Source organism: Mycobacteroides saopaulense, from assembly GCF_001456355.1.
GTDB classification, from domain to species: domain Bacteria; phylum Actinomycetota; class Actinomycetes; order Mycobacteriales; family Mycobacteriaceae; genus Mycobacterium; species Mycobacterium saopaulense.
Genome location: NZ_CP010271.1, coordinates 2130944 through 2150265, shown reverse-complemented (window position 1 = coordinate 2150265; position 19322 = coordinate 2130944). Strand labels below are relative to the sequence as shown.

Sequence of the window (19322 nt, the reverse complement as noted above, 5' to 3'; positions counted from 1 at the left end):
TTCTTCACGTGGTCTGGAGGGACGGTCCGGAAAGGGCGACAACCGGCAGCGCTTGGTGCGCGAACAGCTCCTCGAAGGAAGGCAGCCGACCGATCTTGTCGATGTTCTTGGCGCTCTGGTGCAGAATCCAGCCGTAGGTGCCGGGGCTGTCCATCGAGAGAACGTTGCGCTGGCTCAGCGCGTCCTTGTAGTCGGTGAGCCGCTTGTCCGCGATGAGCACGGCCAGGTCTTCGTCGCTGTACCCGTCGATCGCCTCCCGCGCGTACTTCTGCAACTTCTGGATCAGGAAGAAGTCCTCGGTCAGCACCAGGTTGCGTACCGCCTTGCCGATCCGCGGATCGGTCACGTCGGTGACGTTCGGCCTCCTGGACAGCGCCAGTTGTTGAGCCATGTTCAGCACCGTGTAGGTGTTCAGCAGCGCGTACATGCCCTCGGTATCGGTGTCGCCGTATGCTGGGACAGATCCGCCGAGGACATCGCGCTGGTCGCGATAGGACAATTTGAACTTGTGCACCTGGTAACCGGCCAGGGCCGCGGTGAGTTCGTCCAGCAGCTCCTTGCGGGTCTTGCCCTGCAGAATGGCGTCGGAATCCTGGTACTGCAGCAGTGCCCGCGACATCGTATAGACCAGATGGTTTCTGGTGTTCTGCCAATTATCAAGCAGCGCTTGGCCTCTGGCCGATCCCGTGGCCGTCACATGCCACTGCAGCAGGATACGCGCGGCAGCCTCGTGGAATGGGGCGTCGGTGACAGGCAAGACCAGCACCGAATCGTGACTCACCTTGGACGGCAACTGGCCCCGCGGGTCGTACTGGTACAGGAAGCCACCGCTCATGCCGTTGGCGACGCCCTTGCCGAAGTCGCCGATGTTGAGCACCGCGCCGTTGGTCATGTACTCACACAGAAACTCACCGGCTCCCTCGACCACCGCGGTGGCACCCGAGTTCCGAACCGCGAATCGGTCCCCGGCCTGGCCTTCCACGAACAGCCGCCCGCCCGAGGCGCCGAAGAGCGCGAAGTTCCCGATGAGGACGTTGCCACCGGGTTCACCGGAACCGCCGCCGGGGGAGCGCACGGTGATCGTGCCACCGCACGCACTCTTGCCGACACCGTCGTTGCAGGTGCCCGTGTGCGTGAGCACCATGCCGTCGTTACAGAAGACGCCGTAGCTCTGGCCCGCCGAACCGGTGGTGGTGATGGTGACGCTCTCCGGCAGCAGGTAGCGCCGACCGCGTTCGTCGGTGGCAACCGCCGGTCCGCTGACGTCCTGATAGTTGAGCATTCGCTCGATATCGATCGCGAGTTGTCCGCCCACGCTCTTGTTTTGGTTGGTCAGGGCCACGGGAAGCATCTCGGCCCCACCTCCGTCGAACTGTGCGACGAACGTATCGTCCACGGAGTAGTCCTTCTCCATGTACACGGGGTTTTCGACAACGAATTCCTCTGCCACCGCGAGCATTCGACGCAGGTCAAGGGTGCCGATGCTGGAGGGGTGATCAAGCAGGTGCAGCAGGTCGCTGCGCCCGCGCGCGTCGCGCAGTGATCGCAGCCCGAGCGTCGCGAGAATTTCTCGCACCTCGTGCGCGATGTTGAGCAGGTACTGGGCGAGTGCACGCGGGTCACCCTCGAACACCTCGGCGTTGGTCGTCAGCCCGGCGGGACACTTGATATTGCAGTTCTTGGCCATCACGCACTTGAGCATCATCAGCGCGGTGGTCCCGAACTCGAAACTGTCGGCCCCCAGCAGCGCCGACTTGATGACATCGCTGGCGGTCTGGTGCGCACCCGAGCAACGCAGCACCACCTTCTGCCGAATACCGTTGGCGCAGAGTGCCTGATGCACCTCCGCGACACCGATTTCCGCCGATCGGCCCGCATACTTCAGGCTGGTCACCGCCGCCGCGCCCGTGCCGCCGGTGTTCCCGGCGACGTTGATGACATCGGCGCCGGCCTTGGCGACCCCTACCGCGATCGTTCCGATGCCCTCGGAGGAAACCAGTTTCACGATCACGCGGACACGAGCCGCCTTGCAGTCGTGGATCAGCTGCGCGAGGTCTTCGATCGAGTACGTGTCGTGATGTGGCGGGGGAGAAACGAGTTCGACGCCCGGGGTGCCACCGCGTGCGGCCGCGATCTGCACGGTCACCTTGGGCGCCGGAAGCTGCCCGCCTTCGCCGGGTTTGGCGCCCTGCCCGATCTTGATCTCCAGCTCCTGGAGCATCGGATCGGCGAGGTAGCCCGCCCAGACCCCGAAGCGGCCGGACGCGAACTGCTTGATGCGGGAGCCACGGATGGTGCCGTAACGGCTGATGTGCTCGCCGCCCTCACCACAGTTCGACAGTCCACCAACCAAGTTGGTTCCGTGTGCGACAGCCTCATGCGCCGGGGCCACCAGCGCACCGTGGCTCATGGCGCCGGAGGTCAGTGCGGGCGTGATCTCGCTCGCCGGTTGCACCGAGGACAGCGGAACCGATTCCGGCGCCGTTCTGATCTTCGCCAGATAGCTCGCCGCCTGACCAGTGGCCGTCAGCCGCAGCGCATCGCCGACGATCTCCTGGTTGGTGATGTCACCGCCGAAGCGCACACGCAGCGAGGCCGCCAGTGCCGCCAGCCGCTCGGGGGAGTGTGAGAGCCGCAGTTCGAACTCGCCGTCCGCCTCTCGGCAGGACAGCCCGCGCACTTGGAAGTCGTTGTTCCCGAACCGCGCGAACTGGCCCATTTCCCTGCGGAACTCGTTGGCTGTGCGTACGAAGTTCACATCTGCGGGCAGTGCCAGTACGTCGCGCAGGGCCGCCGGGCGACGGGTGCGCTCGGTGTTCATCGCACGGACAAAACTCCGATATCCGGGGGTGATGTCGAAGCTGTCGACGGCCCGAGCGGGCAGCGCGTCGAAGCTGTTGTTGCGGTAGGCCTCATCATCGAGCCCGAAGGCACCCTCGAGCTGATGCAAGGGAAGCAGCCGCAGGTACGTCGGATCGGCCATGTCCGGGTTCTCGGGCCGCGCCTCATCCCCGAACGAGATCGCTTCCTCGGTCATGTCCACGAAGCCGCGCACCGCGGTGGTGCCGTACGAGTGGCCCGCGCCTTCGGCCCGCTCCTTGAAGAGGCCGAGTAGCGGGACGTCCTTTTCACCGGTAACCGCGAGTGCCCGCGCATGCCAGTCGGCCACCGCAGCCGCCAGTGTTGAGAATCCGACACCGGCAACCGGCGACACCACATTGGGGAAGTACTTGCGCAACACAGGATCTGAGGTGTCTAGGTAGTTGGGCTCAAAGAACTCACCGCCAATGTAACTCTCGACGGTGCACAGTCCGACCCTGCCCATCGTCTTCATCAGCGACTTCTCGGCGGCCTTGGCGAAATGCTTGAATGCCTTGACCGCGTCGTCTACGTCGGGACCGTACTTCTCTTCAGCCCGCATCTGCACCGCGAGTGGATACACCGCGGACGCCCCGAATCCCAGCACCGAGGCCACGTGATGCGAGGAGCACAGCTGACCGCTCTCGGCGATCAGCGAGACACGCAGGCGCAGACCTTCCTCGATCAGGCGCTGATTGATGGCGGAGATGACGATGATGAGGGGCATCGCGGCCCGGTCACTGGAGACATGGCGATCGGAGATCACCGCGATTCCACCGGTCTCTCGCGCGAATTCCTCTACGGCATCACACAGTTCGTCGATCGCCCGCACGATGCGGTCGGCGTTCGACACGGGATCGGTGAGATCGACGCGGTAGCGCATCCCGAAGCGCCGTACCGGCGTACGGTCCTGCTCACGGATCTTGAGCATGTCGAGATGTGTGAGAATGGGGGAGGGCACCACGATCTGCGGTGCGTGCTGTGCACCGCTGTTGGGTTTGGCACCGAGCGCCACGCGCAGGGTCATGCCATCTGCCTCGCGGATGCTGTCCAGGGGTGGGTTGGTCACCTGGGCGAATCTCTGCGAGAAGTACTTCGCAACACCGCCTTCCTGATTGGACAACGCGTTGATGGCTGCGCCGTACCCCATGGCGGAGATCTTCTCCTGGCCGGTGGCCAGCATCGGATCCATCAGGAACTTGAAGCTCTCCTGGTTGAGTGAGTAGGCCACGTACCGCTGATGGCGGTCAAGGTCACCGTCATACCGGGCAGGTGAACCCTGCCCGGCGGGCGGCACATAGGGCAGGTCCGCGATGTTCACCCGGGCCTGCGCCAGCATGGCCGGGTAATCATGGCGCGCGGCAAGCATTTCCAGCGCCTCGACGGTGCCGTACGAGCGAGCCTCGGCGTGGTCGTAGTAGAGCATTCCGCCGGCCTCGATGCGGCCCCGCTTCAGCACGGTGTCGGGGTCGAAGTAGATCTGCCCAGCCTCGGACATCACACCCAGGTAGTCGACGGTCTCGACGGTGCGCAGCGGCCGTAGACCAAGCCGGTCCAGGCGCGCGCCGATGATGTTGCCGTCACCGAAGATCAGCGCGGCCGGACCGTCGTTCTTCTCTTCGTAGAGGCTGAAGAATTCGAGCATGGCGGTCACGCCCGGCGACAGCGTGGTGTCGTTCTCCCATGCGGGCGGCATCATCGCGACGACGGCGGTGACGAGGTCGAGGTCATCCTCCAGCACCCGGCTCTGCAGGGTCTGGTCCAGCCGACAGCTGTCCGACTGCCCGACCGGGCGGATGATCGCCCGATTGCGTGCCCGCGCGATCGCATTCTCGGACAAGCGATTCTTCTTGTCCGTGTTCAGCTCGCCGTTGTGTGCCATGAGCCGGAACGGCTGCGCCATGGTCGCATTCGGTGCGGTGTTCGTCGAAAACCGCGTATGGAAGAACATCGAGTGCACTTCCATACGGGGATCGGACAGGTCGCTGAAGTAAGGCACCACCTCATTGGAGTTGAGCCGACCCTTGAGGACCTGGGTACGCGTACTGAGCGAAAGCGGGTAGAGCCCAAGCAGTTCCGGGCGGGTATAGGCGACGGCCTCGATCGCCATCAGCGCCTCATGAGTCTTGCGTTCGGAGTCGGAACGAAAGACCCATTGCCGGATCGGCAGCTGGTACTTGATGGCCGCAGGACGGATCGCGTCGTTGTTCACCGGCACATCGCGGCTGAGCAGGATCGTGAATCCCTGTGCCAGCAGTGCCTGCTCGATGACTTGCTCGGCCTCGGCATGCGACGCCGGGTCGTTGGGCAGGAAGAAGTTTCCCACACCGAACTGCCCGTGGCGGAGGTCGCAGACCCCCGTCAGCTCGGAGAAGAAGCGCAACGACAGATCGAGATTCACACCGGCGCCGTCGCCGACGCCCTCGGACGACATTCCGCCGCGGTGTGGCACCGCACACAACGCCTCGTGGAGCTTGCGCACGACATCGTGAGTCTGGATGCCGTCCTTGCGGGTCAGGAAACCGACGCCGCAGCTACTTTTCTCCTGGTCTTGGTCATAGAGCCCGTTCAGACGATTCTCCTCACCCAGCGCCGCGCACGGCGTATCCAGCGTGTGACGTTGGGTCTCTCGTCCGTTGAGCGAACCCGCCCCGACCAGCGTTCCGCGTGGTCTCGACCCGAGAGGAGCCGGAAATCCGGCCTCCAGGGATCAGTTAAACCAAGCCTAGCCTAAGTCGATATTGTCGGATAGTCGGCGGGATATACGTCACACCGAGCATCGAGTACAGCAAGCGAGCCGACGCATCAGTGGACCGACCGCCCCTCACCATTATGGGGCAGCGCCGAGGAAATCGCCGATCAGTAGTTACTGCAGGAGCTGGCGACCTGGTTGATCAGCACGGTGTACTCCTGAACGGCGGGCATGCCCCTGACCTCGTTGACCATCTGCTGGCGCTTCGGCTTCGGTGAAGCCACGAACTGCTGCAGCCATGCACCGGCGATCGGGTTCGCATTGACCTGCTGCGCCGCCGCGGGAGACTGCTCGTTCAGTGCCGCCATGATCTGCGGATAGGTGCACGTGGTGTTGACGATGGCGGTTACATCCGGGTCGGCGGAGGCGATTCCACCACCGGCAACAAGGGATAACGCCACCGCGCCAGAACCAACAATCAACTTCGCCGTCAAAGCCATATTCGTCTACCTTCCGCCAGTTCCCCCGACGTCCATATCGACGATCGGCGGGATTCCGTTACCGACAACGCTAGCAGGATCTCAAGAGTCCTTAGGCCTGCTATCTATCGGACCTACGGCTCCAAATGGGGGCTCTGCCAACACGAATGACCACCCCACCACGTGACGCAGCGCACTTTGGTATGGCCGAAAGTCACTGACAGTAGGGTTTTTGGGCCATGGGAGCCACGACGGAGGGTTAATAGCGTTGGAGATGGAGCAATCGCCCTACCTGACCGGAGGAGCCATGACCACCACGACACCAAACCCCCACATTCTCGTCGGTATCGACGGGTCGACGTCCGCGCTACATGCTCTGACATGGGCGGGCGCCGAAGCCCAGCGCCGGAACCTGCCACTGACGTTGGTTCACGCCGTAGACCTGAGCGGCTTCGTGCAGGGATACAACCTCGGAGCCGCGGCCAGCTTCTACCAGCACTTCGAGACCGACGGGGCCGAGTTTCTCAGCCAGGCCAAGGATCACGTCTATGCCCTGTACCCGAATGTCGAGGTGTCCACCGTCAAGGCCGCCGGTAAGCCGGTGGCAATCCTCGTCGAACTATCCCGGAATGCCCTCATGACGGTGCTCGGCTCCAGCGGACTTGGTGGGTTCACCGGGATGATGGCCGGCTCGGTGTCGGTGTCGTTGACGGCCAAGGGGAACAGTCCCGTTGTCGTGGTCAGGGAATCGACGGGAGCGCCCGACGGTCCCGTGGTGGTGGGAGTCGCCGACTCCGATTCCAGCGACAGCGCTATCGAGTGGGCGTTCGAGGAGGCCGCGACCCTAGAGACCGAGTTGGTGGCGGTTCATGTGTGGAACAACATTCCGCCGGGGTACGTGTACGCCTACACGGCCTGGAGCGCGATGGATTCGGCCCGAGAGGAGCAGCGCCAGGAGCAGATTCTTACCGAACGTCTGTCCGGGTGGCAGGAGAAGTATCCAGAGGTGCCAGTTCAGCGCGTGGTCGCGGTCGGGCATCCCGCCGACGTCCTGCTTCACAAGGCAGCCGGCGCGCAGTTGATCGTCACGGGCAGCCGCGGGCGCGGTGATATCGCGGGCTTCTTCCTGGGATCCACCAGTCATGCGCTGATACACAAAGCCACGTGCCCAGTGATGGTGGTCCCCCGGCCGTAGTCTGACGATGTGACGACCGCGCTGAAGGAATGGAGCGCGGTCGTGCATGCCCTGCTCGACGGCAGGCAGACGGTCCTGCTGCGGAAGGGCGGAATTCACGAGAAGCGTTTCGCGCTCACCGATTCACGCTTCCTCCTCTTTCCGACGGCCGTACACGGCCATGCCGAGCGGGTGCGGCCAGAGCATCGAGACCTAATGGAACGGGCAGCCGCCGATAGCACCGAAGCAGAAGTCGTGGTGCGCGCCGGGGCTGAAGTCGTCGCCGCGATCGAGGTCTACCGGCCCGAGGCGCTCGAAGCCATTGCCGGGCTGCACATCTGGACAGCCAAATCAATTCGCGAAGACCGCTTGGACTTTCGGCCCAAACACCGCCTGACGGCATTGGTGGTGCGTGCGTACCCGTTGGTCACCCCGGCACGAATTCGCCGTGGCGATGAACATCGCGGTTGCTCCAGCTGGGTGCAGCTGGAGGTCGAACCACAATGGGCAGCGCCGGTGCGCACGGAGTCCGCACTGACCGAGGTCGCTCAACTGGTCCGCGAGTCCGTCGGCGCGTGAGGGAGTTCAGGTGTCGGTGTTCCGCCGATGGCGTCGAGCCAACGTTGGCGCACCGGACCCCACCGGTGATCGAATGCCAACGCCCGCTGCCGCGCCCGGGTGAGCTTTGCCGCTGAATAGCGCCAGCGCGCCCATGGCGATGTTGGCCGCGCGAGGCGAAAGGCCGCCACCCAGGCAAGTGGTGCCAGGAAGATCCCGATCATCGCGGTCGGGTACTTACCCTTCAACGCGGTGATTGCCACCAACGCAAGGTGGACCAACAGCAGCATCACTGCGACGCCGCGGGCGATCGCTATGACGCCGGCCAGACCGTCCACGTTCACCGGTGACACACCGACCGCGGCCAAGCCGATGCATGCGGTGGCCAGCGTGACCATGTCGACCGATAGCTGTCCCTCGTTGGACCAGTAGACGTCCTCCAGGTGGAAGATCATCGCGAACTCGTCGAGCACCAACGAGGCTCCGACCCCCACGAGCAGGCCCGCCACGTAGGTCCACACCGACAACGGCGGAGAACCCAACGCCGTGAAACCGCCGACGATCAACAGCACCACACCCGGCACCGAATGGTGAATGTGGACTCCACCGCCGGAAATGTTGTGAAAGGGGCCCCGTCCGTCGCGAATGAGCCGAGTAATCGTGCGAGTCACCACGAAGGTCACCACGAACGCGACAAACCCCAGTAGCAGGGGACCCTTGTATCCATCCACCACGTCGTAGCGCCACCAGGTATTCAGCCAGGTCACGCTCGGATGCTAACGGTTTGATGAGCCCTCCATGCAGGGAAGAGAGGGGGAGGACCCCATGGCAGCCTTCTTCAAAGTAAGGTCGCCCTTACCCTGCGCTGGGACCAGCCTCGCGCACGAGTGAGGGAGTGCTGTGACCGCCCAGCCGGATTTTTCGTTGATCGTCGGCTATGGCACCGATATGGGCAACGCCGAGGACGCCGCGATGTCGTTCTCCGAGGCACTGGAAGAGGCCACCGGCATCAAGTCGGAGGCAATCGAGCTCAACCAAGTCGACATCGCGGATCTGCAATCGGCATCGCACTTCGTCGCGGTGGTGTCGACGTTCGGTGACGGCGAATTCCCCGACAATGCGCTGCTGTTCTGGGAAGCGATCAGCGCCGAGACCGCCGATCGGCTCGACCATCTGAGCTTCTCGGTGCTCGCGCTCGGCGACAGCAGTTATGAGTTCTTTTGCAATGCGGGCCTGCTGCTCGATGAGCGATTGGGTGCGCTGGGCGCGACCCGGCTGACCGAACGCGTGGATATCGACGGGCCGTATCTGCAGCAGTCGAAGGAGTGGACCACCGACCTGGTGAAGCGGCTCGCCGCCGGCCACATCGGTGCCGCGGCAGCACCCGTCGTGGCCGAGGCGCCCGCGCAGCCCAAGCGCGAGCGCAACGAAACCGTCGAGGCCCGGCTGGTCGTCAATCGGTTACTCACCACGGCTGAATCCGACAAAGAGGTGCGTCACTACGAGGTGGACCTCACTGGATCCGGAATCGCCTATGAGGCAGGCGATTCGATCGCTGTGCACGCCACCAATGACCCTGCCCTCGTCGAAGCCATCCTCACCGAGCTGGGCGCCGGAGCTCAGCAGCGAGTGAGCGGCCACGATGAGCCGCTCGGCGAGCTGCTCTCCGATCACCTGGAGATCCGCACCCCCTCGCGGACCCTTCGCACACTGGTGGCCACCCGAACCGACGATGCGGACGCAGTCGCCGCGCTCGGCGGCGATGTGACACCGGTACCGGGCTCATGGTTGTACGGCAAGGATGTGCTTGACCTGGTCAGGTTGGGCGCGTTGACGGTTGACGAGTTGGTCGACAACCTACGACCGCTTCAGTTCCGCGATTACTCCATCGCGTCGAGTCCGGTTGTCCACCCGGACCACGTCCACCTGACCGTAGCCACGATCCGATACGCCGACAGCGATCGAACCTACGGCGGTGTGGCATCGACATTTCTCGCCGATCGCGGGCAAGCATTGCGGGTACACCTGCGGCCCAACCACACCTTCCGACTGCCCGCGGCCGACGTGCCGATCATCATGATCGGACCGGGGACGGGAATCGCGCCGTTCCGGGGGTTCCTCCAAGAGCGACATGCCGCGGGTGCCTCGGGGCGCTCTTGGTTGTTCTTCGGAGACCGGCGTCGCGCCACCAGCTTCCTCTACGGCGATGAACTTCAGGAATTCGTCGACTCCGGCACGTTGACTCGCCTGGACCTTGCGTTCTCCCGCGACGGGGTGGCCGGTGAGCCCAAACAGTATGTACAGCACCGCATGTTGGAGAGCGCGGCAGAGCTGTACTCATGGCTGCAGGACGGCGCGTATCTGTATGTGTGCGGCGACGCCGACCACATGGCCAAGGATGTCGATGCCACGTTGCATGAGATCGTTGCCCGCTGCGGCGGACTGGACGCCGCGGGCGCGCATGCGTACGTCAATGACCTCATCAAGAATCACCGGTACGTGCGCGACGTCTACTAGAGGCTCAGTCCCGGCTCGCGCGCCACTTGTCCAGCATTCGACGGTCCCGTTTCGTCGGCCGGCCCGCTCCGCGATCGCGCACCGCCACCAGCACCGGCGGAACAGCGGGCCGGACAGGTGTTCGGTCCAGGTAGCAGGTCACCGCGTCGGCGGCGCCGACTCGTTTCTGGATCACCCGCACCACCTTCACGATGCGCGTCGTGTCACCAACCCGTGCACGAACCTCGTCGCCGGGGGCCACCGTCGTCGAGGGCTTCGCCGGTCGATCGTTGATCCGCACATGCCCGCCCCGACATGCCGCAGCGGCATCTGGCCGGGTCTTGGTCAGCCGGACCGCCCACAGCCAGCGATCGACACGAGACGAATCCATGGCATCCATCATGCAGCGCCCGCGCGACCTCTTAGGCGCGGAGCGCGAGGATTTCCGCGATCTCCCGGTGCAGCCGTGTATGGGAAAAGGACTCGAACTCCAGCGCGGCTCCGGTGCGCGTGGCTAGCCGCGCGAACAGATCCACCGTGCGTCGCAACGCGTTGACGGTGTCGTCGCTGTCGAAACGGCTCCAACAGTCCTGCAGTTCATCGCGAATGTCGGCGTCCATCCAGCTGTTCATCCTCGTGCCCAGGTACCGGGTGTCGTGGGCGGTGCCGTACCGAACACGGTGATCCCACTCGATGATCCTCAACAGCTCGTCCTTGAGGTCTTGGTCGCGCAGCTTGGCCGACCAGAGTTCATCGCGCACCACCGCTTTCGCACACATCAGCGCCGCGGCGTAGCCCCAATGCACGCATTCCTGGAACTCCTCTTCGTCGGGGAGCTCACCGTCCGGCGTACTCATCGAACCCGGGTCGGGTGCGTCACCGTCTTTGTCGAGCAGCACCTGAAACGGCTTGTCGTGTGTAACCGTGGATAAGTCCTCGTGGGGAATCAGGGTGAAGTCGAGCTTGCCGCCCGCGTAGTAGATCAGCCGAGTCGCATATCCGGAGTCCTCGTCTTCCAGACGCTCGACCACCAGGACTTCGCCCAGCGCCGACCACCAGGAATCATCGTCCGCCAGGTCATCGGGATCCGATGCGTAGAGCTCGATGTCCCGGTCCGACAGGGGATGGGCATCCCCGTCGGCACCGGACCCGGTGACGATGACCGCCCGGACCACATCTGTTTCGGCTGCCCATGCGACCAACTTCTCAAGTACCTCACCGTAATTCACATCCACATCCTTGGTGGTGACGCGGGGAGTTCTCAAGAGATTTCTGCGTGTCGGGCCGGAGTTTCCCGCGCGTTTGCGCCCTCGCTAGTCGGCGTTGTTCTTGTTGGTGCCGTCGGGCACGAATGGGTTGACGCCCGGCGGTGTCAACGGGTTGGCACCTTCGTAGGTGGGCTGATGAGCGCCCTGTTGGTACTCGATATCGCCCGGGGCAAGACAGGGATCGAACTCCATGGAACCGACACTGGGCTGATTGGCGTAACACACCGGCGGCGGCTCCGGCGCAGCCTGAGCGACCGGCGACCCGATCGCGGCGGCCACACCGAGGACGAGCGCCGCACCCGCTCCGATAAACAGTCTCATGCCCGCACCTTGCATTTCAGCACCTCTCCAGCGAAGTAGACCCAGATACTATTTATTAATAGCGATGTATGCATATCTCATGCTGAATCAACATGTCTAGATCGACATGAGAGGACTCAGCAAGTTCAAATAAGCATTTCAGTTAATTCTCAGGATACTACCAGGGGGTATTGGCGGGCCCGGCAGCATCGAGACTCAGCGCTGCGCGGACCCCGCCGGCCCGTGGGCCAGCAGCATGTCCACCAGCTGCTCGATGAGCTCGTCCTCACCGACCACGACATCACCATGCAGCCATGCCGAGACAGCCTGCCCGACACCGCCCACCACGAAGTGCGCGAGCGCGGGCAGATTGCCCTGATCGTCGCGGCGAAACCAGTCGTGCAGATGCTGGGCGAACAATGAGACGAACATCGCCGTTGCTTCGAATCGCTTGCGCACCAATACCGGATTGACCTGACTGGGGCTGTACAGCAGCTGCCCGATGCGGCGGTCGGCGTTGACGGCCCGAACCACGCTGGTGATCCCCGCCCGCACCTGCAGGCGTGGTGGGGCGGCGGCGACCTCCGCTTCGATGGTCGCCGCCAGACCTTCGATCGCCCAGTCGAAGATGGCGACCGCGAATTCGTCCTTGTCGGCAAAACTTTCGTAGAAGTACCGCTGCGCCAGCCCGGAACGCTGACAGACGGCGCGAAGGGTGAGGTCGCCGGGCCCATCCGGGGCACCGAGGATGTCAAGACCCACCTCAAGTAGTCGCTGCCGACGCCGCGCGAGGCGCTCGTCGGCGGGGAGGCCGCTGTACGACCGGCCGGCTGGAGACGACATCCGCCCAGTCTTACAGGAGCCGGTATTGCCTGCGAACAGGACGGCGATTAATCTGAATGCGCTTGCATCCAGATTAATCGCAATCATCGCTTCCCCCTCAGCAGACTCGATACGACGGAGTGCACATGGACCTGGCCTTTTCGGCGGAGGAAGAACAATTTCGCGCGGAAGTGCGGGAGTTCCTCGACGAGAACCTCACCGATGACCTGCGGGCCGCCGGACGTCTGCAAACGAGCGTGTACAGCGACCACGAGGCGAGCATGCAGTGGCAGGCGGTCTTGCATGCGAAGGGATGGGCCGCACCGGCTTGGCCGGTCGAGCATGGCGGTCAACCCTGGAGCGTCGCACAGCATTACATCTTCGCGGTCGAATCGATGCTTGCCGGGGCACCAGCCTTGTCGCCCATGGGAATTCGGATGGTCGCACACGCCATCGTCAAGTTCGGCACGCAGGAGCAAAAGGACTTCTTCCTGCCCCGCATCTTGACGGGCGAGGTGTTCTTCTGCCAGGGATACAGCGAGCCGGAATCCGGCTCGGATCTGGCGTCGTTGCAGATGTCGGCGGTAGCCGACGGCGATGACTTCGTCCTGAACGGGTCCAAGATCTGGACCACCCATGCGCGCGAGGCCAATTGGATGTTCGCCCTTGTCCGCACCACCAAGGGCCCCAAGAAGCAGCTCGGCATCACCTTCCTCCTCATCGACTTCACCTCTCCGGGCATCGAGGTCAAGCCGTTGGTGATGAGTTCGGGTGAGGAGGTGCAGAATGTCGTGTTCTTCGACAACGTGCGCGTGCCCAGGGCAAATGTCCTCGGCGAGGTCGACGAGGGCTGGACCGTCGCCAAGTACCTCCTCGAGTTCGAACGCGGAGGTGGAGCCGTGGCGCCCATGCTGCAGGTGGGTCTCGATCAACTCGGTGCCGCCGCCCGGGCACTGCCCACCGAGCACGGAACCCTGGCCGACGATCCCGTGTTCTGTGCCAAGCTCGCCGATCTTGCGATTCGCGTCGATGTGCTGGAGGTCCTGGAACATCGGGTGCTGGCGGTCGTGGCCGGTGGCGGCAATCCGGGCACAGCCTCTTCGATGCTCAAGATTCTCGGCACCGAGCTGTCGCAAGCCTTGACCACGCTCACGCTGGAGGCAGCGGGCCCACGCGGTCGGGTGTATCAACCCCATGTCACAAAGCCGGGTGGCCCGGTAATCGAATACACCCCACCCGTTGACGGCTATCACAGCGGCGAGCTGTGGCAGGCGGTGGCACCGCTGCACTATTTCAACGATCGGGCTGGCTCGATCTATGCCGGCTCCAACGAGATTCAGCGCAACATCCTCGCCAAGGCCCAACTGGGCCTCTGACAGACAAAGAGCGAACACCATCATGGATTTCAACCTCACCGACGAACAACAACTCCTGAAGAACTCCGTATCGGACTTTCTGTCCAACCGATATGCCCTGGACACCAGCAGGCGCGCCGCGCGTTCGGAGACCGGCTGGCAGCCGCAGGTCTGGAAGTCCTTCGCCGAGGAGCTGGGCATCCTCGCCGCGCCATTGCCCGAAGACCGGGATGGTCTGGGTGGGGGCGCCGAAGAGGTGCTCGTCATCGCCGAGGCACTCGGACGGCATCTCGTCGTGGAGCCGTTCATCGGCACCGTGGTTCTCGGCGGCGGGCTGCTACGCCGATCGAGCAGCGAGCTGGCCGCCGAGCTCATCGGTGGTGTTGCCGGCGGTGACGTGGTCACCGGATTTGCCGCTCTCGAACCCACCTCCGGCCAGTCATTTCATTCGGTGCGGACCAGCGCCCGGCGCGAAGGTCAGGACTGGCTGCTCGACGGCGAGAAGATCGTCGTGAGCGATGCGCCGATCGCCACCCACCTGATCGTCACCGCGCGAACCTCCGGCGACGACGCCGATGTCGCGGGCCTCACACTGTTCGCCATCCCGTGGGATCCTGCCGATCCGCCGGCGGGGATCACCGCACACCACTATCGGACAATCGACGACCACCATGCCAGTGACCTGGTGATATCCGGGTTGCGCCTGCCGGATTCGGCACGAATCTCCGAGATCGGCGAGGCATGGCCGATGATCGACGCCGCGCTCGACGAAGCCACCGCCGCCACCGTGTGCGAGGCGGTGGGGATGCTGCGCAAGGTACTCGCCGACACGGTCGAATACACCAAACAACGTCAGCAATTCGGCGTCGCGATCTCCAATTTCCAGGCACTGCAGCATCGCATGGTGAACATGCACATCGAGGTGGAGCAGGCCGTAGCCGCTTCCTACCTGGCATCGCTCAATCTCGGTGGCCCACGCCGCACCCGCGCGGTGTCGGCCGCCAAGGCGACGATCGCACGCGCCGCCCGCCTGGTGGGGCAGGAGGCCGTTCAGCTACACGGCGGTATGGGCATGACCGAGGAGCTGGCGATCGGGCATTACTTCAAGCGCCTCACCGTGATTGAGTCCGAGTTCGGTAACCGCGACTTCCACACGGCGCGCTATCACCGTGCACGTGGCAGCAAGGTCTAGCCCACGAGATTGATCACCAGGTTGATCGTGCACGCGATGATCACGGTGCCGTAGATGTAGCTGAAGAGGCAGTGTTTCAGCACCACGTCACGGATGTGCGATGCGGTGACGGCGGTATCGGACACCTGATACGTCATGCCGAGGTTGAACGAGAAGTAGTAGAAGTCGACATAGCGCGGGGGAACTTCGGTATTGAAGTCGATACCGCTGGGGGCGCCCTGATAGTAGATGCGTGCATAGCGGGCGGCGTAGATCGTGTGCAGCATCGCCCATACCGTCAGGATGGCGCCGATGCACAGCCCCGCATAGGCGCCCTTGTCCTCGTCATTGGCAGAGATGAGGAGTATGCCGATTGCCGACAGGCTGGCCACCAGAATCAGCAGCATCGCCAGATCACCCAGCTCGTCGTCCATGTCCTCGCTGCTCGCACGAGCACGCGTTTGATCGGGGTCCATGGGCCACAACACAATTAGCGACCACACGACGTTGATCGCCGCGGTCGTGATGACGACCGCGAGCAGCGCCACCTGCCAGCGCTGTAGCAGCACCCCCGTCAGTGCACCGACCGACATCCCCGCTACGAGCGCGATCCAGAATCGCCTGGCGCCGGTCACGAACGCGCCTTGATGAACACCATCCCGACATCCAACAGCATCCACGCCGATGGCGCGGCTATTGCGCCTCGCTAAGGATTTGGCGTGCTCGTCGCCGTCGTGGACGACCGTGTGCTCGGTGACGGCGGGTCGTCGTCGCGGTCCTGCCACGCGATGAACAGGGCGGTGAACACCGCCGCCGAGAAGACCGCCGCGGCAAGAAACCAGAGGACCGGCCGCTGGAACCAGCGCATCGGCTCGGTGTCACGATAGTTGCCCGGAGCCGTGCTGAAGGTCATCTCCGGTCGCGCGTCAGTCGCCGGCGTCGAATAGTCCTGATATTCCTGCAGTTCCGGGGATGTATCGGCCTCGGACCAGGCTAGACCCGACTCGACGGTGTCGATGGGCGCCGACGCCGGGCTCTTGGCGGTCTGCTCACCCGCGGGCACCGGCCGCATCATGGTTGCCTCGGGAGAGCGGGTTGTCGCATCGACCGCGAGTTTTTCGTTCGGCTGGCCCGCCATGATGGCGGCCCCGAACGCCGCGGCAAGCTGGGGCTGGGGGGCAACGACGATCGGGCATCGCAAGCGCTCGGAAAGCTGTTGGGTGACAAGGGGAATACCCGATCCGCCGCCAACGGTGAGAACGGCACTCACAGCTGCGGGGGCAATGTTGTTGTGTTCCAAGGTTTCCTGAACCTTGACGATCAATGCAGAAAGCGGCTCCCGGATGCCATCTTCCAACTCGCTGCGCGTCAGTCGCACATCGGCGGTGACGCCGGGCAACTCGACCGGGACCACGGTGACGGTATCGGTGGACAGATGCTCCTTGGCCGCGCGACACCGATCACGCAGGCGCGTCAATGCACCCAGGGATGCCGTGCCGTCCGGATCCTGGTTGAGACCGGCGAGGACCTGCGCCAAGAGCTCTTGGTCGATCCGCTGTCCGGAGAAATCGCGATGGCGAACGGTCTGACCGATCGGCTCGAAATTGCCTGTGGCGTCGGCCAGCGTGATGCTGGTACCGGTTCCGCCGAAGTCGCACACCACGATCACGCCATGATCGGGAACACGATCCCGCATGCTCACCAGCACGGCGCGTGCATCGGGGACCAGCTTCATCGGTTGCCCGCCGGGCGCCAACGCGGGCACCTTGTCGATGGCGGCACGCAGCGCGGCAATAGAGTGCTCGCCCCAATGCGCGGGTACGGCGGCCGCCAGCGCCGGGGGAGTGTCGACGTTCGCGACCACCGCCGCATCCGCGATCATGACCCGAATGGCTTCGGCCATGACCCAATCGGCGCTATGGGTCGATCCGTCTGCACCGACGATGCCCACCGGGTCCCCGACGCGGTCGACGAATCCGGCTAGACCCAGGCCCGGCTCCTTGGGGATGCCGACCTCCGAGGGACGGTCCTCATGCAGCGTGAGCAACGAGCTTCGCACGACGGGAACACCGTCCGGGTTGCCGTCGGTGGCAACCAGTTGTGTAGCCCCGATCGACATTCCGAGTGAGTTCATTCCCTACCTGTTCGCCTGTTCCGTTGCGATTCTAGGCGGGCGATTCGGGACAACCGGCCTAGAGGGCGTTCACCTCGATGATCGCGGTGGCGAATTCCCTGGGCGCCTCCTGCGGGACGTTGTGTCCGATCCCGTCGAGTGTCCGATGGGAGTACTTGCCGGTGAACATTTTTCTGTAGGCGGATCCGTCCTTGGCCGGTCCGTCGAAATCGCTACCGATCGTGATGGTTGGTACGCCGATGGTGGGCTTGGTCGCCAGCTTGGCCTCGACGGCGTCGTAACGCGCCTCACCCCTGGCCAGCCCGAGCCTCCACCGGTAGTTGTGAATCACGATGTCGACATGGTCGGGGTTATCGAACGCGCTGGCAGAACGGTCATAGGTGGCGTCGTCGAAGCTCCAGGTCGGCGAGGCGTTATGCCAGATGAGCTTGTTGAAGTCATGGGTGTTTTGGCGGTAGCCGCGCAGACCTCGCTCGGTGGAGAAGTAGTACTGGTACCACCAACCCAGTTCTGCCTGCGGTGGCAGTGGCTGCTGGTTGGCCTCCAGGTTCACGACGATGTAGCCGCTGACCGCGACCAGTGCCTTGACCCGCTCGGGCCAGAGGGCCGCGACAATGTCTGCGTTACGGGCACCCCAGTCGAATCCGCCGAGGGTGGCCGACGGAATCTTCAGGGCGTCCATGAAGTCGATGACATCGGTGGCCAGCGCGGCCTGCTGTCCGTTGCGATAGGTGTCGCTGGACCTGAATCGGGTGCTGCCGTAACCCCGCAGATACGGCACCAGCACCCGAAATCCCTTGGCGGTCAACAGCGGGACCACATCCAGATAGCTGTGGATGTCATACGGCCAGCCGTGCAGCAGGATCACCGGCGGCCCGTCGGGCGGCCCCTCGTCGACATATCCGACGCTCAGTAGCCCAGCATCGATCTGTTTGAGTGGCGGAAACTGTGTGCGCGGCCGGGTCGTGTCGATGCTCGCACCGTTCGAGCACGCTCCGAGAGCGGTCGCACCGACAGCCGCGGCAAATGCAACCTTGGAAAATCCACGTCTGCTGATCATGTCGGGAATCGATTCTGTGAGAGGCCTGTCGACGCCGAGTACTGGGTGAGGACGGCGTGGGACTCTACAGTGCCAGGGTGGCGCACGAAGGCGCATCGACCAGCGACAGTTGATCGTCTATGCGACGATGACCCGATGGACGCAGCCAAGCTGTTCGTCGCTGGCGTGATCGTCGCCGGTGCCGCACTATCCCTGTCCGCTCCCTCCGGAGCCGATCCCGTCGCGCCCGGGCCCCCACCCGGACCATCGACTCCGCAGGCTGCCGCACCTGGTACCGAGCCCGTGGGCCCTCCACCGCCCCCGCCCGCGCAGCCTTCGGTGCCCGAGATCACGAACCAGACCTACGGCTCCGGGTCCGGCGGCCCGATGGGAACCATCCGCGACCTCTGGCATCAGGCTCACGACGGTCCACTCGACACGCCCGAGGGTGTCGCCGAACGCCCGGCCGGCGCGGGGCCCGCGCCCCAGCTGCCGCCCGGATACATCTCCATGAACGCCCCCGAGTCCTCAAACCCCGGCCGAATCAGGGACCCGTACGCGGCGCCCGAGCCCTCCGGGCCCCCGCTGCCTCCCGGATACCACTCGCTGAACGGCCCACCGCCTCCCGGATATGAGCCGACGGGGCCCGCGCCTGCCGCCCCTGCCCAGTGAGCGGACCGAGAGTCGCGGGTGGGGTGGTGCACAAGCTACCCACCGACCTGCGCGCGGCGCTGATCGAGAACCCGACAGCGCTAGCCCTGTGGCAGGACATCACGCCCCTGGGCCGCAATGAGTTCATCTGTTGGGTCGAGGACGCCAAGCAGGAGACCACCCGGGAGCGCCGCATCCGGCGAACTCAAGAAGAGCTGGAGGAAGGCAAACGCCGGCCGTGCTGCTGGCCTGGATGCAAGCATCGCGAACGCACCGGCAAGTAATCGCCGCGTGTAGACCTGCCACCCAGCGGGTAATGCCCTG

General features: G+C 64.2%; 17 protein-coding genes. 7 read left to right on the top strand and 10 right to left on the bottom strand.

What is annotated here, in order from left to right:
• Positions 1–4 precede the first annotated feature (4 nt).
• Positions 5–5431, bottom strand: coding sequence for a glutamate synthase-related protein (locus MYCSP_RS10710; protein ID WP_088413759.1), 5427 nt, complete (start codon positions 5429–5431; stop codon positions 5–7).
• 287 nt (positions 5432–5718) lie between these two features.
• Positions 5719–6051, bottom strand: a complete 333-nt coding sequence (locus MYCSP_RS10700; protein ID WP_070912593.1) for a hemophore-related protein — start codon at positions 6049–6051, stop codon at positions 5719–5721.
• Positions 6052–6337: 286 nt separating this feature from the next.
• On the opposite strand from MYCSP_RS10700, the gene MYCSP_RS10695 reads away from it, so the two are divergent.
• Positions 6338–7225, top strand: coding sequence for a universal stress protein (locus tag MYCSP_RS10695; protein WP_088415572.1), 888 nt, complete (start codon positions 6338–6340; stop codon positions 7223–7225).
• A 9-nt stretch (positions 7226–7234) separates the two neighbouring features.
• Entirely contained in the window at positions 7235–7783 is a 549-nt protein-coding gene (locus tag MYCSP_RS10690; RefSeq protein ID WP_088413757.1) for a DUF1802 family protein, read from the top strand.
• Here MYCSP_RS10690 and MYCSP_RS10685 read toward each other — a convergent pair.
• A complete protein-coding gene (locus MYCSP_RS10685) occupies positions 7753–8529 on the bottom strand; it encodes a hypothetical protein (protein ID WP_070912595.1) in 777 nt (258 codons plus the stop codon). The genes MYCSP_RS10690 and MYCSP_RS10685 overlap by 31 nt on opposite strands.
• A gap of 133 nt (positions 8530–8662) precedes the next feature.
• On the opposite strand from MYCSP_RS10685, the gene MYCSP_RS10680 reads away from it, so the two are divergent.
• The gene (locus MYCSP_RS10680; protein ID WP_088413756.1) at positions 8663–10279 is read left to right on the top strand and encodes a diflavin oxidoreductase; all 1617 of its coding nucleotides are present in this window, start codon (positions 8663–8665) and stop codon (positions 10277–10279) included.
• A gap of 4 nt (positions 10280–10283) precedes the next feature.
• Here the strand turns inward: MYCSP_RS10680 and MYCSP_RS10675 are convergent, their stop codons facing one another.
• The 4 genes from MYCSP_RS10675 to MYCSP_RS10660 form a co-directional block, all read right to left on the bottom strand.
• On the bottom strand, positions 10284–10649 hold the full coding sequence (locus tag MYCSP_RS10675; protein ID WP_088415571.1) for an RNA-binding S4 domain-containing protein: 366 nt from the start codon (positions 10647–10649) through the stop codon (positions 10284–10286).
• Between the two features lie 31 nt (positions 10650–10680).
• Positions 10681–11523, bottom strand: coding sequence for an aminoglycoside 6-adenylyltransferase (locus MYCSP_RS10670; RefSeq protein WP_235629541.1), 843 nt, complete (start codon positions 11521–11523; stop codon positions 10681–10683).
• 48 nt (positions 11524–11571) lie between these two features.
• Positions 11572–11847: a hypothetical protein gene (locus MYCSP_RS10665; RefSeq protein ID WP_083016842.1), complete on the bottom strand. Its 276-nt coding sequence runs from the start codon at positions 11845–11847 to the stop codon at positions 11572–11574.
• A gap of 195 nt (positions 11848–12042) precedes the next feature.
• Complete coding sequence (locus MYCSP_RS10660) at positions 12043–12669, bottom strand: TetR/AcrR family transcriptional regulator (RefSeq protein WP_088413755.1); 627 nt, start codon at positions 12667–12669, stop codon at positions 12043–12045.
• Between the two features lie 125 nt (positions 12670–12794).
• On the opposite strand from MYCSP_RS10660, the gene MYCSP_RS10655 reads away from it, so the two are divergent.
• Positions 12795–14024 (top strand): acyl-CoA dehydrogenase family protein, encoded by a 1230-nt coding sequence (locus MYCSP_RS10655; protein WP_088413754.1) that lies wholly within the window; start codon positions 12795–12797, stop codon positions 14022–14024.
• 22 nt (positions 14025–14046) lie between these two features.
• On the top strand, positions 14047–15195 hold the full coding sequence (locus MYCSP_RS10650; RefSeq protein ID WP_083016556.1) for an acyl-CoA dehydrogenase family protein: 1149 nt from the start codon (positions 14047–14049) through the stop codon (positions 15193–15195).
• On the opposite strand, the gene MYCSP_RS10645 is transcribed toward MYCSP_RS10650, so the two are convergent.
• The 3 genes from MYCSP_RS10645 to MYCSP_RS10635 form a co-directional block, all read right to left on the bottom strand.
• Complete coding sequence (locus MYCSP_RS10645) at positions 15192–15809, bottom strand: DUF1345 domain-containing protein (RefSeq protein WP_083016853.1); 618 nt, start codon at positions 15807–15809, stop codon at positions 15192–15194. The genes MYCSP_RS10650 and MYCSP_RS10645 overlap by 4 nt on opposite strands.
• A gap of 71 nt (positions 15810–15880) precedes the next feature.
• On the bottom strand, positions 15881–17308 hold the full coding sequence (locus tag MYCSP_RS10640) for an Hsp70 family protein (protein ID WP_088413753.1): 1428 nt from the start codon (positions 17306–17308) through the stop codon (positions 15881–15883).
• 58 nt (positions 17309–17366) lie between these two features.
• Complete coding sequence (locus MYCSP_RS10635; protein ID WP_088413752.1) at positions 17367–18368, bottom strand: alpha/beta fold hydrolase; 1002 nt, start codon at positions 18366–18368, stop codon at positions 17367–17369.
• 135 nt (positions 18369–18503) lie between these two features.
• Between MYCSP_RS10635 and MYCSP_RS10630 the strand changes: the two genes are divergently transcribed.
• Together MYCSP_RS10630 and MYCSP_RS10625 are read left to right on the top strand one after the other, a co-directional pair.
• The gene (locus MYCSP_RS10630) at positions 18504–19019 is read left to right on the top strand and encodes a hypothetical protein (RefSeq protein WP_088413751.1); all 516 of its coding nucleotides are present in this window, start codon (positions 18504–18506) and stop codon (positions 19017–19019) included.
• A complete protein-coding gene (locus tag MYCSP_RS10625) occupies positions 19016–19282 on the top strand; it encodes a YdeI/OmpD-associated family protein (RefSeq protein ID WP_083016570.1) in 267 nt (88 codons plus the stop codon). The genes MYCSP_RS10630 and MYCSP_RS10625 overlap by 4 nt, the downstream gene beginning before the upstream one ends.
• Positions 19283–19322: the final 40 nt, after the last annotated feature.